The following is a 13,668-nucleotide window of genomic DNA, read 5'->3' as shown; positions in this document are numbered from 1 at the left end:
GGAAAAGTGCGTGACAAAACCATATTTCGATAAAATGGCTTGGTATACATCCAATGTCGTATAGTGTTCGGCTCGATGATAGATAAACAGTTGACCTGGATTGCCTGGTTGTGCGTCTAGAGATTGGACGTGGGTTTTTACTTCTAGTATGATAGAAGGGAATACATACACTGGAATACAAAGGAGGGTATGAACTATGGATTGCTTATTTTGCAAAATTGTAGAGGGCAGCATTCCCTCCAATAAAGTACTGGAGAATGACCATGTTATCGTTTTTCATGACATCCAGCCCGCTGCACCGACACATGTTCTTGTCATTCCGAAGAAACATATTGCTTCCATGAATGAAGTTACTGCAGAAGATCTGCCATTGATCGGCGAGATTCATCTGGCTGCTCAAGAAGCGGCGAAGCGTCTTGGCGTGGAAGAAACGGGATATCGCTTAATCAATAATTGTGGTAAGGATGGAGAACAAACCGTTCATCATCTGCATTACCATTTGTTGGGTGGTACCAGACTTGGCGTGCTGACAAGTCTGTCCGATTCTCACAAATAAACGAGCTAATGGGTACTAATATTGAGGATTTAGTCATATGCATTAAATCCACGAATGTGTGACCAAATGCTTATATAATGAATTCATTTCATAATACCTTTGAGTTATAAAATGGATTCAAATAAGTGATCATTACATTGAGGTTGACACCTTTATTATCTTTCGCCTATAATGTAAGATGATGAACCGTGTTATTGCTCTTGGACGGTCTGGTCGGAGGGAGGGAAAACTGGTGTCTGAAACTAAAGTTCGCAAAAACGAGACTATTGATGCTGCACTTCGTCGTTTTAAACGCTCCATCGCTAAAGATGGCGTATTGGCTGAGGTGAAGAAACGTAAGCATTATGAGAAGCCAAGCGTAAAGCGCAAGAAAAAGTCCGAGGCTGCTCGTAAGAGAAAGTTTTAGGAGGATTTTAACTACATGAATCTTAGCGAACGATTGAACGAAGATATGAAGCAAGCGATGAAGAGTAAGGACAAGTTCAGACTCTCCAACATTCGGTTGATTCGTTCGACGATCAAGAATCTTGAAATAGATTTGAAAAGAGATTTGGATGACAACGAAGTGCTTGATATCCTGAGTCGTGAAATCAAACAGCGCAAAGATGCCCTCCAAGAATTTGACAAAGCGGGCCGTGAAGATCTCGCGGCAAATGCAAAAGCGGAAATTGAAGTACTCATCCAGTACCTTCCCACACAGCTTACCGAAGAAGAAATTAAAGTTATTGTACAGCAGACCATCCAGGAAACCGGTGCTTCTTCGAAAGCCGAGATGGGGAAAGTCATGGCGGCCCTTATGCCGAAAGTTAAAGGCAAAGCGGACGGCAAACTGGTAAATCAAGCAGTTCAACAATTTCTGCAATAAAGCAAATCAATAAACACCTTCTGACTTGTCAGGAGGTGTTTTTTCCATTTATCTGAAGGCATGATGTCTTTGGGATGACAGAATTCCTTTTTAATGGTTAATATATATTATTATGGATTTTTATTCTTGCAATTGATTGAGTTTTCAAATATAATTTTAAGATTTTGAAACGAAATGTTGCATTGCACGTAATAAATACCATAAGCTGGACAGTATAACATTAATGGAAAAGGGGGGACTATTGTGAAGGGAAAGCGCCGGAAGAAGCTTACGGGGCCATTGATGCTCTTAATGCTACTGACGCTGTTGCTTCCTGTCTGGATTGGATCACCGTCAGCGCATGCAGCTGAGAAGAGTGGCGCCGTATATATTATTCCGGTTGATAAACCAATCGAGCAGGGACTTGGCAAGTTCATGGAACGCGGGTTCAAGCAAGCGGAAGAGATGAATGCTGGCCTGATCGTTCTTGATATCAATACGCCGGGAGGCCGTGTCGACACTGCAGAAGCATTGGGTACCCTGATCAAGGACAGTCCGATTGAGACTGTTGCATTTGTTCGTGGAGATGCTGCTTCAGCCGGGAGTTTTCTGGCTCTGAATGCAGATAAGATCGTAATGTCACCAGGCAGTATGATTGGTGCGGCAGCAATGGTGGACAGTACGGGTAAACATGTTGATGATCCAAAGCTTGTTGCATTCTGGAAAAGCAAAATGCAGGGAGCAGCTGAGATCAGTGGTCGTGATGGCAAGATTGCAGCTGGAATGACGGATGTTAACATGGTTGTGGAAATGCCAGAGATTAATAAAACCAAGCAAAAAGGTGAAATTATTGCTCTCTCTGCTGAAGAAGCGCTGAAAGTTGGTTATGCTGACCACATCAGCAACACACCGGAAGAAGCGGCAACGTGGCTCGGTTACAGCCAGGATGATGTATTTAAGGTAGAACGGACGACAGCAGAGAACATCTCATCCTTTCTTACCAATCCAGTTGTCATGACCATATTGTTGTTCCTCGGAATCGCAGGTGTAGCCATTGAATTGATCGTTCCTGGGTTCGGAGTACCTGGTATTGTCGGTATCGTATGTTTTGTCCTGTATTTCTCAGGAAATTACGTTGCCGGTTTTGCAGGAGCAGAGACGTGGGTATTGTTCACTGTTGGACTCATCTTGATGATTCTGGAGATGTTCATACCAAGCATGGGTATTCTGGGTATTCTGGGATCAATTGCGCTTGTTGCAGGTGTTGTGAGGGCTGCTTATGATACGAGTGATGCATTCGTATCCTTGGGAATCGCTTTCGGAGCAGCATTGGTAGTGATTGCGATTATCGCAGTACTGTTTAAAGATCGAGGGATATGGAATCGATTCATACTGAGTGACAGTCTGTCAGCTGAGCGTGGATACTCATCCGCTACCGAGCGTAAAGAGTTGATTGGACTGCAAGGCATTAGTCTTACACCGCTTCGACCTTCTGGAACAGCGATGTTTGAAGGAGAACGAATTGATGTTGTGACAGATGGTGATTTCATTCCGGTTGACACCCCGATTATTGTGATTAAAGCGGAAGGTACCCGGATTGTGGTTCAGCAAGCATTACCGGTGTAACCCGCTCTGTTGTCGAAGTGGATTAACGCTTCGGCAATGTACATAACCACGTAGCTGAAGCTGCCAGCGAGGTGGTGCATTCTTTAATTTAGCAGCGGACTCGTGAATGTCTTCTCAAATGTTTTTATCAAATTCAAATTGCAAATGGAGGAAATTAAACAATGGAACCAACTATGATTACGGTTTTGCTCATTGCGGTAGTTGCCATCATCGTATTGAGCGTATTCTTCAGCTTTTTCCCGGTCATGCTCTGGATCTCGGCAATTGCATCCGGTGTGCGTGTTAGTATTATTACACTGGTTGCGATGAGACTCAGACGTGTAACACCTAGCCGAATCGTAAATCCGATGATCAAAGCCACTAAAGCAGGTATTCAATTGTCGATGAATCAACTGGAAAGTCACTTCCTGGCTGGTGGTAACGTTGACCGTGTGGTTAACGCTCTGATCGCTGCCCAGCGTGCAAACATTCCACTCGAATTTGAACGTGCTGCTGCGATTGACCTTGCTGGTCGTGACGTATTGCAGGCGGTTCAAATGAGTGTTAACCCGCGTGTTATCGAAACGCCTGTTGTATCTGCGGTGGCAAAAGATGGTATCGAAGTCAATGTTCGAGCAAGAATTACAGTTCGTGCAAATATCGATCGACTCGTCGGTGGTGCTGGTGAAGAAACAATCATTGCCCGTGTCGGTGAAGGGATCGTAAGTACCAACGGTTCAGCAGAAACGCATAAAGTGGTTTTGGAAAATCCGGATCTGATCTCTCGTACAGTCTTGTCCAAAGGGTTGGATTCTGGAACTGCCTTTGAGATCCTGTCCATTGATATTGCGGACGTGGATATCGGTAAAAATATTGGTGCTTTCTTGCAAACTGAGCAGGCGGAAGCTGACAAGCGGATTGCTCAAGCCAAAGCGGAAGAACGTCGTGCGATGGCTGTAGCACAAGAGCAAGAGATGAAAGCACGCGTTGTAGAGATGAGAGCGCGCGTTGTTGAGTCTGAATCCGCAGTACCACTTGCAATGGCAGAGGCTTTGCGTAGTGGGAAAATTGGTGTGATGGACTACATGAATCTCAAAAATATTGAAGCAGATACTCAAATGCGCAATACATTGGGAAAACCTGGTGAAGGTTCGAATTCCAACGATCAGGGTGATTCCAAAAACGGAAGATAGGCGGTGAGTGCATATGGGCCTATTCGAATGGATTTTTGATAACTTGTACATTGTAGCTGTTGTCGGTTTTGCGCTCTTCTCATTCTTGGGAAAAGCTGCCAAATCGGCTGATCCAAACAAAAAGCGTCCTGCCAGCGGGATGCCTACGTTTGGAGGCGGCGGTGATTCAGACCGGGAAGAACGCTCAAGAGACAATTCATCTCCGCAGCAGTCTTCCGGACATACTGATCCCCGTTATGATGAACAGTATGACGATCGGTACGAAGACGAACAATATGAGAATCAGTATGGTGAGCCATATTCGGAGCCTGCTGCTTCTTCTGGCACAGCCAGTAACCACAGAAGTGAGAGTTCCTCAAGAGAAACGGAAAGCTCGCTTGAGCAACAAATGAAAGAAGTGGAACGACAGGAGCGTTTGATTCAAGAGAGATTAAATCGCTTCTCTTCTGCAAATAAACCTGTTGTCTCTGATTCCAGTTGGGATATACCCAACACCGATGAATCGGGAGCATCCCCGCTTCGCCCTGCTGATATTCGTACAGGTGTGCTGTGGGCAGAAGTATTGGGTCCTCCTCGTTCCAAACAGCCGTTTGGTACAAGAGGGAAACTGTAAACAAGTCTTCATTATGAACAGAAAATAGAGCCGTCTCTGGTGCGCAGAAAGTCGCCGGAGACGGCTTTTTCTGTGTTCCTTACTTTTTTCTCAACATTCGTCCCTAACACGCTCCGGAATTTTCATAAATTCATGAATCTGCGCATAAGTTGAACTGTAGAGGAAGGGGGAAGACCTTCGAATGACCCGGATCAGCCGCAAGCTGCGCAGATGGACCAGTGAAGTGTTGGATCTGCCGCAGGATGTGCTTTATGATATGCCACGGTTAACCCTGATTGGCAGTAAGCAACTGTATATAGAGAATCATCGCGGTGTCATCCATTTCACCCCGGATCGTATCGTGTTGGCTCTTTCCCAAGGCCAGTTGGAGATCAAAGGAACTGCCTTGGTGATACGTAACATTTTGCCGGATGAAGTAGCTGTTGAAGGAACGATTCTGGATATTCATATGAATGGAGTGGAGGGGAACGGATGAAGCAGCCCAGTCTGTATAAACTGCGGGGAGCAGTCCGAATCACGGTCACTGGGGGAGACATTGAAACATTAATCAACACGGTGGCAGAGCAGGGGCTGGAAGTTTGGAACCTGCGTGCTCACGATGGACGCGTGGCAGAGATGAACATTCTGCTGCCGCATTTTTTCAGGTTGCGTCCTGTGTTGAAACGGACAGGCTGCAGGGTGAAAGTAACCCATCGCAGTGGTTTCCCTTTTTTTGCGGCCCGATTATTGCGGAGGAAGTTCTTTCTTGGGGGGATGCTGTTTTTTGTGGCAGCTTTGTTTGCGTTGTCGTCCATGGTATGGGATGTGGAGGTCAAGGGTAACGTCACCATTCCCACCGACGAGGTGCTTGCAGCAGCAAAGAAAGAGGGCATATACCCTTTCCAATGGGGGTTCCGCTTGCAAAGCCAAGACAAGCTCTCCAGGCAGCTAGCACTCGCTCTGCCGGATGTAACCTGGATTGGCGTGAGCAAAGAGGGGACAACCATCACCATTCAGGTTGTGGAATCGGCGCAACCAAAGCGTGAGCCATTACTGAATCCCAGACATCTGATCAGTAAGTCAGACGCTGTTGTCACTCAAATCTATGCGGAGCAGGGACGCCCTGTTGTTCAGAAGGACATGCGTGTCAAAAAGGGTCAGGTATTGATCTCGGGGATTCTCGGGGATGAGGAGAATACCAAAACCATCGTTGCCAAAGGTGAAGTTCGTGGTCTGGTGTGGCGTGAGTATCAGGTAGAGGTTCCACTGGTGCAAAAACATAATACAATGACAGGTGAAAGCAAAGAACGTTTTTACATGGTGCTGGGGAATTGGGCGATCCAGCTGTGGGGGTACGGAAGTACACCGTTCAGTTCATTTGATACAGAAAGTAATCATAAACCATTGACGTGGCGATCCTTTACACTCCCTATGGGTTGGCTGACAGAGAAAGATCTGGAGACCCGAGAGCATGAGCAACAACAGACGGTAGAATGGGCCAGAACGAAAGGATTGGAAGGAGCAAGGAATGATATTATGGCCAAAAACGGCAAAGGAACAAAAATTATAAGTGAAAAAATTTTGCATGAGAAGAAAGAGAATGGTAAAGTTTATATGAAAGTCTTATTTGAAGTAGAAGAAAGCATTGCGGAAGAACTTCCGCTAGTCCATAGTCAAGGAGAATGAGGATATTTGTCAGAGCAAACACGCAGCATACAAATCTCCCTCCAGAGTGCGGGAGAGGGCCAATCCCTTTTTGGACCCCAAGATACTTTTCTCAAACTGATTGAATCCGAGATTCCTGCCCAGATTGCATCCCGTGAAGCGGAGATTGTGATTTTTGGCAACGCACAGCAGGTGGAATCGCTTGAACAATTATTTGATGTGTTACTGCAATTGATACGCAATGGATATGTGTTAACCGAGAGAGATGTGAAGTATGCGATTGAACTTGCCAAGGATATGCGGGCAGACCAACTATTGGACCTGTTCAAAGGCGAGATTACGACGACATACCGAGGTAAACCAATCCGTGTTAAAACCATTGGACAGAAGCACTATGTAACTACAATTAAAAAACGTGATATTGTATTTGGCATTGGTCCTGCCGGTACGGGCAAAACCTACCTTGCTGTTGTACTGGCTGTTGCCGCAATTAAAGAAGGCAGCGTCAAACGCATTGTACTCACACGGCCTGCTGTTGAAGCAGGAGAGAGTCTTGGGTTTTTGCCAGGTGATCTTCAGGAGAAGGTAGACCCTTATCTGAGACCGCTGTACGATGCCTTATATGACGTTATGGGGCAGGAACAGACCGCGAAGGCACTGGAGCGGGGATTAATCGAAATCGCGCCACTCGCCTACATGCGGGGGCGTACGCTGGATGACTCCTTCATCATTCTCGATGAAGCACAGAACACAACGCCTGAACAGATGAAGATGTTTCTGACCCGTCTTGGTTTTGGCTCCAAAATGGTCATCACTGGAGACGTTACACAGATTGATTTACCGCGTGGTAAGAAATCCGGGCTTGTGGAAGCAAATACGATCTTGAATGAAGTTAACGAGATTGGATTTGTCTATTTTGCCGAGCAAGATGTTGTGCGGCATTCTCTCGTCCAGAAAATTATCGTGGCTTACAACCACGCCGCAGAAAATCAAGCATAGAAAGGGATTGTCTAAAGTGACCTCGAAGGAACCGTCAAAAGGCAAATCTTTTCAGAATAAGGCTACAGGATGGAAGTATAGCGTGTGGGCACGCTATCTTCTGTTTTTGTTTCTGGTGATTCTTTTCTACGTAAGTCTGGCTTCCAAGCTGCTCCCTGAGCGGTATGATATTCAGGAAGGGACACGGAGTGAAGTGGATATTGCTGCTCCCATGCAGATTCCGAATAACAAGGCCACACTCAAAGCACAGGAAGAAGCTGCCGAACGGGTACAGCCGATATTTCAGATTGTCCAGTTGCGCAACGAAAATTTGATGACTACCCTGCTTGACCGTGTAGATCGATTAAATCAGGATGATCAGATTTCAAGTCAGGACAAGATCGATATCTATCGAGATGAAATTCCGCAGCGCCAGAAGGACTTTGTGACCAACTATATCAATAATAATCGGAAAGCTGGTACATACTCCGAGACTCTTTTGGAAGAGATCAGAAATGTGGTACAGGAGCAAAGCTACCGTATTCCCGAAGAAACCTACATCAAAATCTCACGTCTGACATCGGATGATATCCAGGAGATGAAACCGGTTGCGAGGGATATTGTTGCGAGGTTAATGACGGATCAGATCAGCGATGCAACCACTGCCCGTGCCAAAGTAGCTGAGATGGTGAGTGTCAGCTCTCTTGGTAAGCGTACGCAACGTGAGGTCGTGCAAGAGCTTGCTCGCCTTGTGGTGACCGCTAACCGCTTCTACGATGAAGAGGGAACCAAGGAAGCGAAAGTTCAGGCGCGTGAGAACACGCAAACTGTCTTTATCAAGCAAGGGGACACATTAGTTGCCAAGGGTGAGATGATCACCCCGGAGATGTATACTTTGCTGGATGAGAATGATTTGCTGAAAAATGAAGTGAACTACTGGCCACAGCTTGGTCTTCTTATGTTTTCCTGCCTGTTGTCAGCAGCAATTCTGATGTATATTCAGCAAGGCAGCGGAACGCATTTCAAATATAATAATGCACAGCTGTTGATGCTTGTTCTCATTTTTATTATTACGATTGTGGTTATGCATGTGACAGCGATTATCCAAACCAATGAGAGGTCTTATGTGGGCTTCCTTGCACCTGTTGCGGTAGGCGCGATGTTAATTGCTCTCTTGCTGGATACGTCGCTTGCCTTTGTATGTTCGATATTGATCGGTATGTTGTCCAGCATTATTTTGAATACGCATCAGGGTCAACTTTTTGACTTCGAATTAGGGTTCTTCGCTGTATTGGTTTCATTTGTTGCGATCTTCGCAACACATAAGGCTAGCCAGCGATCAACGATCCTGAAAGGGGCCATTATGGTCTGCTTGTTCGGGTCCATAGCCGTCTTTACCTTGGCTTTGATTGACTCGGGCGATTGGAATCGAACCACTACACTGTATGGCGTTGGGTTTGCATTTGCTGGTGGCGTGCTGACTGCCATACTGGTCATTGGGCTGATGCCATTTTTTGAAACTTCATTTGGCATTTTGTCAGCGCTCAAACTGGTAGAACTGTCCAATCCGAACCATCCGCTTCTACGCAAGTTGCTGACGGAGACACCGGGTACCTATCATCACAGTGTTATGGTAGGCAATCTGTCTGAAGCAGCAGCAGAAGCCATAGGAGCTAACGGATTGCTCTGCCGAGTGGGTTCGTATTATCATGATATTGGCAAGACGAAGCGGCCCATCTATTTTATTGAGAATCAGAACAATATGGAGAATCCGCATGATTCAATTGATCCGAAACTGAGCAAATCCATTATCGTTGCCCATGCGCGCGATGGGGTGGAAATGCAGAAGGATTACAAGCTGCCCAGACCTATTCGGGATATTGCGGAACAGCATCACGGCACGACATTTCTCCACTATTTCTATCACAAAGCACTGCGCCAGGCGGAAGAAGCAGGCGTTGAGCCTGATTTCACGGAAGAAGATTTCCGTTACCCTGGGCCGAAGGCTCAGTCCAAAGAATCGGCTATTGTTGGCATTGCCGATAGTGTGGAGGCTGCTGTGAGATCTTTGCGCAAACCGACAGTGGAGCAAGTGGAGTCCATGATTGAGAAGATTATTAAAGGACGATTGGACGATCATCAATTCAATGATTGTGACCTTACGATGCGTGAACTGGATATCGTCGCCAGAACATTGAAGGAAACGGTGATGGGTATCTTCCACTCCAGGATAGAATATCCGGAGGAGATCAAGAAACCAAAGCCGACCTCACCCGAAGCAGGTTGATTTAATAATATGAGCAGACAGGAGTTATGAAAGAATGAGTCTTAATCTGGCATGGAATAATGAACAACAGGATAAAGAAATTACAGAACCGATGATTGCAATGCTGGAACAGTTGCTGAATCTCGCCGGAGAAGCGGAAGGTGTTGCAGACGGGGAAGTGGCTCTGACTTTTGTAAACGATGAGCAGATCCATGAGTTGAACCGTGATTATCGCGGTATTGATCGTCCTACGGATGTACTGTCTTTTGCGATGAACGAAACGGTGGATGAAGAGCTCGATATTATCTATGAGCTGGACGAAGATGAAGAAATGGAAGAAATGCCGGATGTTCTTGGAGACATCATCATTTCCGTACCACGGACCATCCTGCAAAGTGAAGAGTATGGACACTCATTTGAACGTGAACTTGGTTTTCTGTTTGTCCATGGTTTCTTGCACCTGCTCGGATACGACCATCAGGATGAAGCAAGTGAGGCTGAAATGATGGGCAAACAAGAAGCGGTATTGGCCCAGGCCGGGTTGACTCGATAATGAAAAGGCGCTCCTGGGGTCTGGTATTCCGCAATGCTGCGGAAGGAATCGCATATGGGTTGCGGACTCAGCGTAATGTGAGAGTTCACACGGGAGTGGCTATTTTGATGTGTGTAGCCGGCTTTTTTTTCAGAATCTCAAGAACGGATTGGATGTTTGTGCTGACCGCTGTCTTTTTGGTCTTGGTGACTGAATTGATGAACACGGCTGTAGAGGCAGCGGTTGACTTGGCACACCCCCATATCCATCCGCTGGCAAAAGCGGCAAAGGATACCGCGGCCGGGGCAGTTCTGCTGGCAGCGGTATTCGCCGTCATCATCGGTTGTATTGTTTTCATTAAGCCGGTGATGAGCTGGCTAGGGTTGTATTGATTTTGTATTAACTTTGTTTTGATTCGTTTTGTTTGATTTTAATACTACACACTAATATAAATTTGCTTGATGCAAACACGATAACGGAGAGGTCAGAAGAAACCTGAAGAAACGAAGTGTGCGCCTTTATCCCCGGATTTTCCCTTATTAAAAGGGATCAAAAAAATCTGGGGATAACAGCGCTCGGAAGGTTGTTCTGACATCGGAGTGTCCAGTGTAAATGCACTAGTTTGATTTTATATTGCACCCTAAGGGAGAGAATAATGATGGATAACGGTTTGTTAATGCAAGAGGCAATTAAGGCACGTACTAAGGCGTATACGCCGTACTCCCATTTTGGTGTAGGCGCGGCTTTGCTTGACAGTGAAGGTCATGTGCATCATGGTTGTAATATTGAGAATGCTGCGTATACACCAGGTAACTGTGCTGAGCGTACGGCGATGTTCAGTGCCATTGCAGGTGGGCAGAAGCCTCGCAGCTTCACAGCGATTGCCATTGTGGGAGACACAGATGGTCCGATTGCTCCATGTGGCGTATGTCGTCAGGTCATGTACGAACTGTGTGAACCCGATATGAAAGTCATCTTGGGGAACTTGAAAGGTGATCTGCAAGAGACCACCGTTGCTGAACTGTTACCTTGGGCTTTTGGGCCTTCTGATCTGAATTCCGCCAAAAAATAAACCAATACATTCCAGGCCTAGGCGCCTGAGGAGGAACATATGAAAAAACAAAAATTCAAATCCGGTTTTGTAGCCATTATCGGACGTCCTAACGTTGGTAAATCCACTTTGATGAACCAAGTCATTGGACAGAAAATTGCAATTATGTCGGACAAGCCGCAAACAACCCGTAATAAAATTCACGGTGTATATACATCGGACAATCAACAGATCGTTTTTCTGGATACACCAGGGATTCATAAACGTCAGTCCAAATTAGGCGATTATATGAACCAGACCGCTTTGAACACACTGAGTGAAGTAGAAGCAGCTTTATTCTTGATTGATGCTTCCGAAGGTATGGGCGGTGGTGACCGCTATATTGCGGAACAGCTGAAAAATATCCGTACGCCTGTCATTCTCGTTATGAACAAAATTGACAAAATTGAGCCGGAAGCGCTGTTACCACTTATTGAAGAGTATCGCAAATTACACGATTTCGCTGAAATTGTGCCTGTGTCTGCCAAGCATGGCAATAATGTCAGCACATTACTGGAACAGCTCGGCAAGTATCTGCCTGAAGGTCCACAGTACTATCCTGACGACCAGGTTACTGACCATCCGGAGCAGTTTGTATGTGCCGAGTTGATTCGTGAGAAAATTTTGCAAATGACTCGTGAAGAAGTGCCTCACTCCATTGCTGTAACGATCGAAGATATGAAAGTGCAGGATAATGGTGTCGTTTATATCTCAGCTGTCATTTTTGTGGAACGGGATTCCCAAAAAGGGATCATTATCGGGAAGCAAGGTGCCCTTCTGAAAGAAGTGGGTAAACGAGCTCGACATGACATTCAGAATTTGCTTGGCTCCAAAATTTTCATGGACCTGTGGGTTAAAGTGAAAAAAGACTGGAGAAATCAGGATAGAGTTCTGCGTGACCTTGGCTTTGGCCGCGACTAATCGTCGGAATTGTATCCAGTAATTGCAACACATAGTTTACCTTGCAAGACTCCATCCTATTTGGTAGATGCAGACGTCATTTCCGAAGAGAGGATGAAATTCCGATGCGAGATTTTTCGTGGAAGGTTTTTGCGATGACGGGGGATGTGGAGTCCTATTTGTTATATACCGAGGCGTGTAACTCGTTAGGACAGGAGTCGGATAATGCAAGGGAAGTGATTGAAGATGAAGAAGCCGAAGGATAATTGGCTGATTCGGGAATGGTTAGGTGACGAGGCATGCTATACAGGGTGGAAGGGATTGTCATCCGCAGCATGGACTACGGCGAAGGGAACAAAATCATTACGCTTTGCACCGAAAGCGGCGGGAAAGTAGGGGTACTCGTCCGCGGTGCCAAAAAGCCCAAGAGCCGACATGCTGCACTGGTGCAGCCGTTTACGTATGGTCAATATGTATATTTTCGCAATACAGGTCTAGGCACACTGAACGCTGGAGAAATTGTTGAATCTTATCATGAGTTGCGTGAAGATCTGGTCAAGGCCTCATATGCTTCTTATGCGTGTGAACTATTGGATCGGGTGCTTCAGGATGAAGAGACAGGTACATTTTGGTTCAAACAGTTAAAGGCGTGTTTGCAAGCTTTGAAGGAAGAGAAAGATCCGGTTGTTATTACAAGTCTGTACGAAATGAAAATATTACAGGCATCCGGATACGGTCCACAGTTCGATGAGTGCATCTCCTGCAATCAGGAGCGACCAGATGAGCAGTTGTTTATAAGTCCCAGACTTGGTGGCGTCTTGTGTCGAGCATGCAAACATTTCGATCCTCCAGCGATGTCAGTTAGTCCAAAGGCTCTGAAGTTGTTGCGTTTGTTCGCGCAGTTGGATCTGCAACGCTTGGGAAATATATCAGTAAGTGAGTCTACCCGTGATGAGATCAAAAAGTTGATGCGTGCTTTTATGGATCATCAGCTCGGTCTGAATCTTAAATCCCGTTCTTTCCTCGATCAGATGGAGAAGTACGGGATTTGAGGCGTTTTGGTGGAAGCGAAACTATATCTTGACTTCATACTAGATTTTATATATTATGAAATATAATTTCTCTTTATGAGACATGCATTGAACGAGAAAGTAAAAGACTGGATTTATTGCATTTATGGAGACAAGTCGTTGTATAACACTTGAGAATCATGAATAAGCGAGCCGGGGATGGTGGGAGCCTGGCTAAATCGGTCTTTGAAACGGCACTCGGGAGCATGAATGGACACGGAAAAGTGGGCTGGAGCGAACAGGATCATCCTGTTTGATCTAAGCCAAGTAGGGTGGAACCGCGGGAATAGCTCTCGTCCCTACGTCTGTACAACAGGCGTAGGACGGGGGCTATTTATTGTTGTCTTCACCGTCCTAAGCTTGCTAACAAACCATTG

At 45.9% G+C, this 13,668-nt stretch carries 16 protein-coding genes; all 16 read left to right on the top strand.

Annotation, left to right across the window (positions count from 1 at the left end; translation table 11 throughout):
- Nucleotides 1–196: 196 nt before the first annotated feature.
- The 16 genes from MKY92_RS21095 to recO all read left to right on the top strand — a co-directional run bounded on the left by MKY92_RS21095 (nucleotide 197) and on the right by recO (nucleotide 13,273).
- Nucleotides 197–556 carry a histidine triad nucleotide-binding protein gene (locus MKY92_RS21095; RefSeq protein ID WP_024628477.1) on the top strand — a complete coding sequence of 120 codons (360 nt, stop codon included), beginning with the start codon at nucleotides 197–199 and terminating at the stop codon, nucleotides 554–556.
- A gap of 232 nt (nucleotides 557–788) precedes the next feature.
- Nucleotides 789–962, top strand: a complete 174-nt coding sequence (gene rpsU, locus MKY92_RS21090; RefSeq protein WP_005547957.1) for a 30S ribosomal protein S21 — start codon at nucleotides 789–791, stop codon at nucleotides 960–962.
- 15 nt (nucleotides 963–977) lie between these two features.
- Nucleotides 978–1,421, top strand: a complete 444-nt coding sequence (locus MKY92_RS21085) for a GatB/YqeY domain-containing protein (protein ID WP_017687237.1) — start codon at nucleotides 978–980, stop codon at nucleotides 1,419–1,421.
- Between the two features lie 282 nt (nucleotides 1,422–1,703).
- Nucleotides 1,704–3,026 (top strand): NfeD family protein, encoded by a 1,323-nt coding sequence (locus MKY92_RS21080; RefSeq protein WP_221822063.1) that lies wholly within the window; start codon nucleotides 1,704–1,706, stop codon nucleotides 3,024–3,026.
- 161 nt (nucleotides 3,027–3,187) lie between these two features.
- Entirely contained in the window at nucleotides 3,188–4,198 is a 1,011-nt protein-coding gene (gene floA, locus MKY92_RS21075) for a flotillin-like protein FloA (RefSeq protein ID WP_339178046.1), read from the top strand.
- A 13-nt stretch (nucleotides 4,199–4,211) separates the two neighbouring features.
- A complete protein-coding gene (locus tag MKY92_RS21070; RefSeq protein ID WP_339297497.1) occupies nucleotides 4,212–4,811 on the top strand; it encodes a hypothetical protein in 600 nt (199 codons plus the stop codon).
- A 181-nt stretch (nucleotides 4,812–4,992) separates the two neighbouring features.
- Nucleotides 4,993–5,286 carry a sporulation protein YqfC gene (gene yqfC / locus MKY92_RS21065; RefSeq protein WP_017687241.1) on the top strand — a complete coding sequence of 98 codons (294 nt, stop codon included), beginning with the start codon at nucleotides 4,993–4,995 and terminating at the stop codon, nucleotides 5,284–5,286.
- Nucleotides 5,283–6,476 carry a sporulation protein YqfD gene (yqfD, locus tag MKY92_RS21060; RefSeq protein ID WP_339297496.1) on the top strand — a complete coding sequence of 398 codons (1,194 nt, stop codon included), beginning with the start codon at nucleotides 5,283–5,285 and terminating at the stop codon, nucleotides 6,474–6,476. Before yqfC ends, yqfD begins: the two co-directional genes overlap by 4 nt.
- Before the next feature lie 6 nt (nucleotides 6,477–6,482).
- Nucleotides 6,483–7,454 (top strand): PhoH family protein, encoded by a 972-nt coding sequence (locus tag MKY92_RS21055; RefSeq protein WP_017687243.1) that lies wholly within the window; start codon nucleotides 6,483–6,485, stop codon nucleotides 7,452–7,454.
- Nucleotides 7,455–7,470: 16 nt separating this feature from the next.
- Nucleotides 7,471–9,720: an HDIG domain-containing metalloprotein gene (locus MKY92_RS21050; protein WP_036674803.1), complete on the top strand. Its 2,250-nt coding sequence runs from the start codon at nucleotides 7,471–7,473 to the stop codon at nucleotides 9,718–9,720.
- 34 nt (nucleotides 9,721–9,754) lie between these two features.
- Entirely contained in the window at nucleotides 9,755–10,252 is a 498-nt protein-coding gene (gene ybeY / locus MKY92_RS21045; RefSeq protein ID WP_036674804.1) for an rRNA maturation RNase YbeY, read from the top strand.
- Nucleotides 10,252–10,623, top strand: coding sequence for a diacylglycerol kinase family protein (locus tag MKY92_RS21040; protein ID WP_017687246.1), 372 nt, complete (start codon nucleotides 10,252–10,254; stop codon nucleotides 10,621–10,623). The genes ybeY and MKY92_RS21040 overlap by 1 nt, the downstream gene beginning before the upstream one ends.
- Nucleotides 10,624–10,889: 266 nt before the next feature.
- On the top strand, nucleotides 10,890–11,303 hold the full coding sequence (locus MKY92_RS21035) for a cytidine deaminase (protein WP_036615035.1): 414 nt from the start codon (nucleotides 10,890–10,892) through the stop codon (nucleotides 11,301–11,303).
- Nucleotides 11,304–11,342: 39 nt separating this feature from the next.
- A complete protein-coding gene (gene era, locus MKY92_RS21030; RefSeq protein ID WP_017687248.1) occupies nucleotides 11,343–12,242 on the top strand; it encodes a GTPase Era in 900 nt (299 codons plus the stop codon).
- 104 nt (nucleotides 12,243–12,346) lie between these two features.
- Complete coding sequence (locus MKY92_RS21025; protein WP_074095877.1) at nucleotides 12,347–12,487, top strand: YqzL family protein; 141 nt, start codon at nucleotides 12,347–12,349, stop codon at nucleotides 12,485–12,487.
- A 33-nt stretch (nucleotides 12,488–12,520) separates the two neighbouring features.
- Entirely contained in the window at nucleotides 12,521–13,273 is a 753-nt protein-coding gene (gene recO, locus MKY92_RS21020; protein ID WP_047843778.1) for a DNA repair protein RecO, read from the top strand.
- The last annotated feature ends 395 nt before the right edge of the window (nucleotides 13,274–13,668 follow it).

It is taken from the genome of Paenibacillus sp. FSL R5-0623 (genome assembly GCF_037974265.1).
Lineage (GTDB): Bacteria > Bacillota > Bacilli > Paenibacillales > Paenibacillaceae > Paenibacillus.
This window is presented reverse-complemented; position numbering and strand designations above follow the sequence as displayed.

What these genes read in the sequence shown, in the direction of transcription:
- MKY92_RS21095 (WP_024628477.1), top strand. Translation starts at nt 197, where the DNA reads ATGGATTGCTTATTTTGCAAAATTGTAGAGGGCAGCATTCCCTCCAAT.
- MKY92_RS21085 (WP_017687237.1), top strand. Translation starts at nt 978, where the DNA reads ATGAATCTTAGCGAACGATTGAACGAAGATATGAAGCAAGCGATGAAG.
- MKY92_RS21080 (WP_221822063.1), top strand. Translation starts at nt 1,704, where the DNA reads ATGCTCTTAATGCTACTGACGCTGTTGCTTCCTGTCTGGATTGGATCA.
- floA (WP_339178046.1), top strand. Translation starts at nt 3,188, where the DNA reads ATGGAACCAACTATGATTACGGTTTTGCTCATTGCGGTAGTTGCCATC.
- MKY92_RS21070 (WP_339297497.1), top strand. Translation starts at nt 4,212, where the DNA reads ATGGGCCTATTCGAATGGATTTTTGATAACTTGTACATTGTAGCTGTT.
- yqfC (WP_017687241.1), top strand. Translation starts at nt 4,993, where the DNA reads ATGACCCGGATCAGCCGCAAGCTGCGCAGATGGACCAGTGAAGTGTTG.
- yqfD (WP_339297496.1), top strand. Translation starts at nt 5,283, where the DNA reads ATGAAGCAGCCCAGTCTGTATAAACTGCGGGGAGCAGTCCGAATCACG.
- ybeY (WP_036674804.1), top strand. Translation starts at nt 9,755, where the DNA reads ATGAGTCTTAATCTGGCATGGAATAATGAACAACAGGATAAAGAAATT.
- MKY92_RS21040 (WP_017687246.1), top strand. Translation starts at nt 10,252, where the DNA reads ATGAAAAGGCGCTCCTGGGGTCTGGTATTCCGCAATGCTGCGGAAGGA.
- MKY92_RS21035 (WP_036615035.1), top strand. Translation starts at nt 10,890, where the DNA reads ATGGATAACGGTTTGTTAATGCAAGAGGCAATTAAGGCACGTACTAAG.
- era (WP_017687248.1), top strand. Translation starts at nt 11,343, where the DNA reads ATGAAAAAACAAAAATTCAAATCCGGTTTTGTAGCCATTATCGGACGT.
- MKY92_RS21025 (WP_074095877.1), top strand. Translation starts at nt 12,347, where the DNA reads ATGCGAGATTTTTCGTGGAAGGTTTTTGCGATGACGGGGGATGTGGAG.
- recO (WP_047843778.1), top strand. Translation starts at nt 12,521, where the DNA reads ATGCTATACAGGGTGGAAGGGATTGTCATCCGCAGCATGGACTACGGC.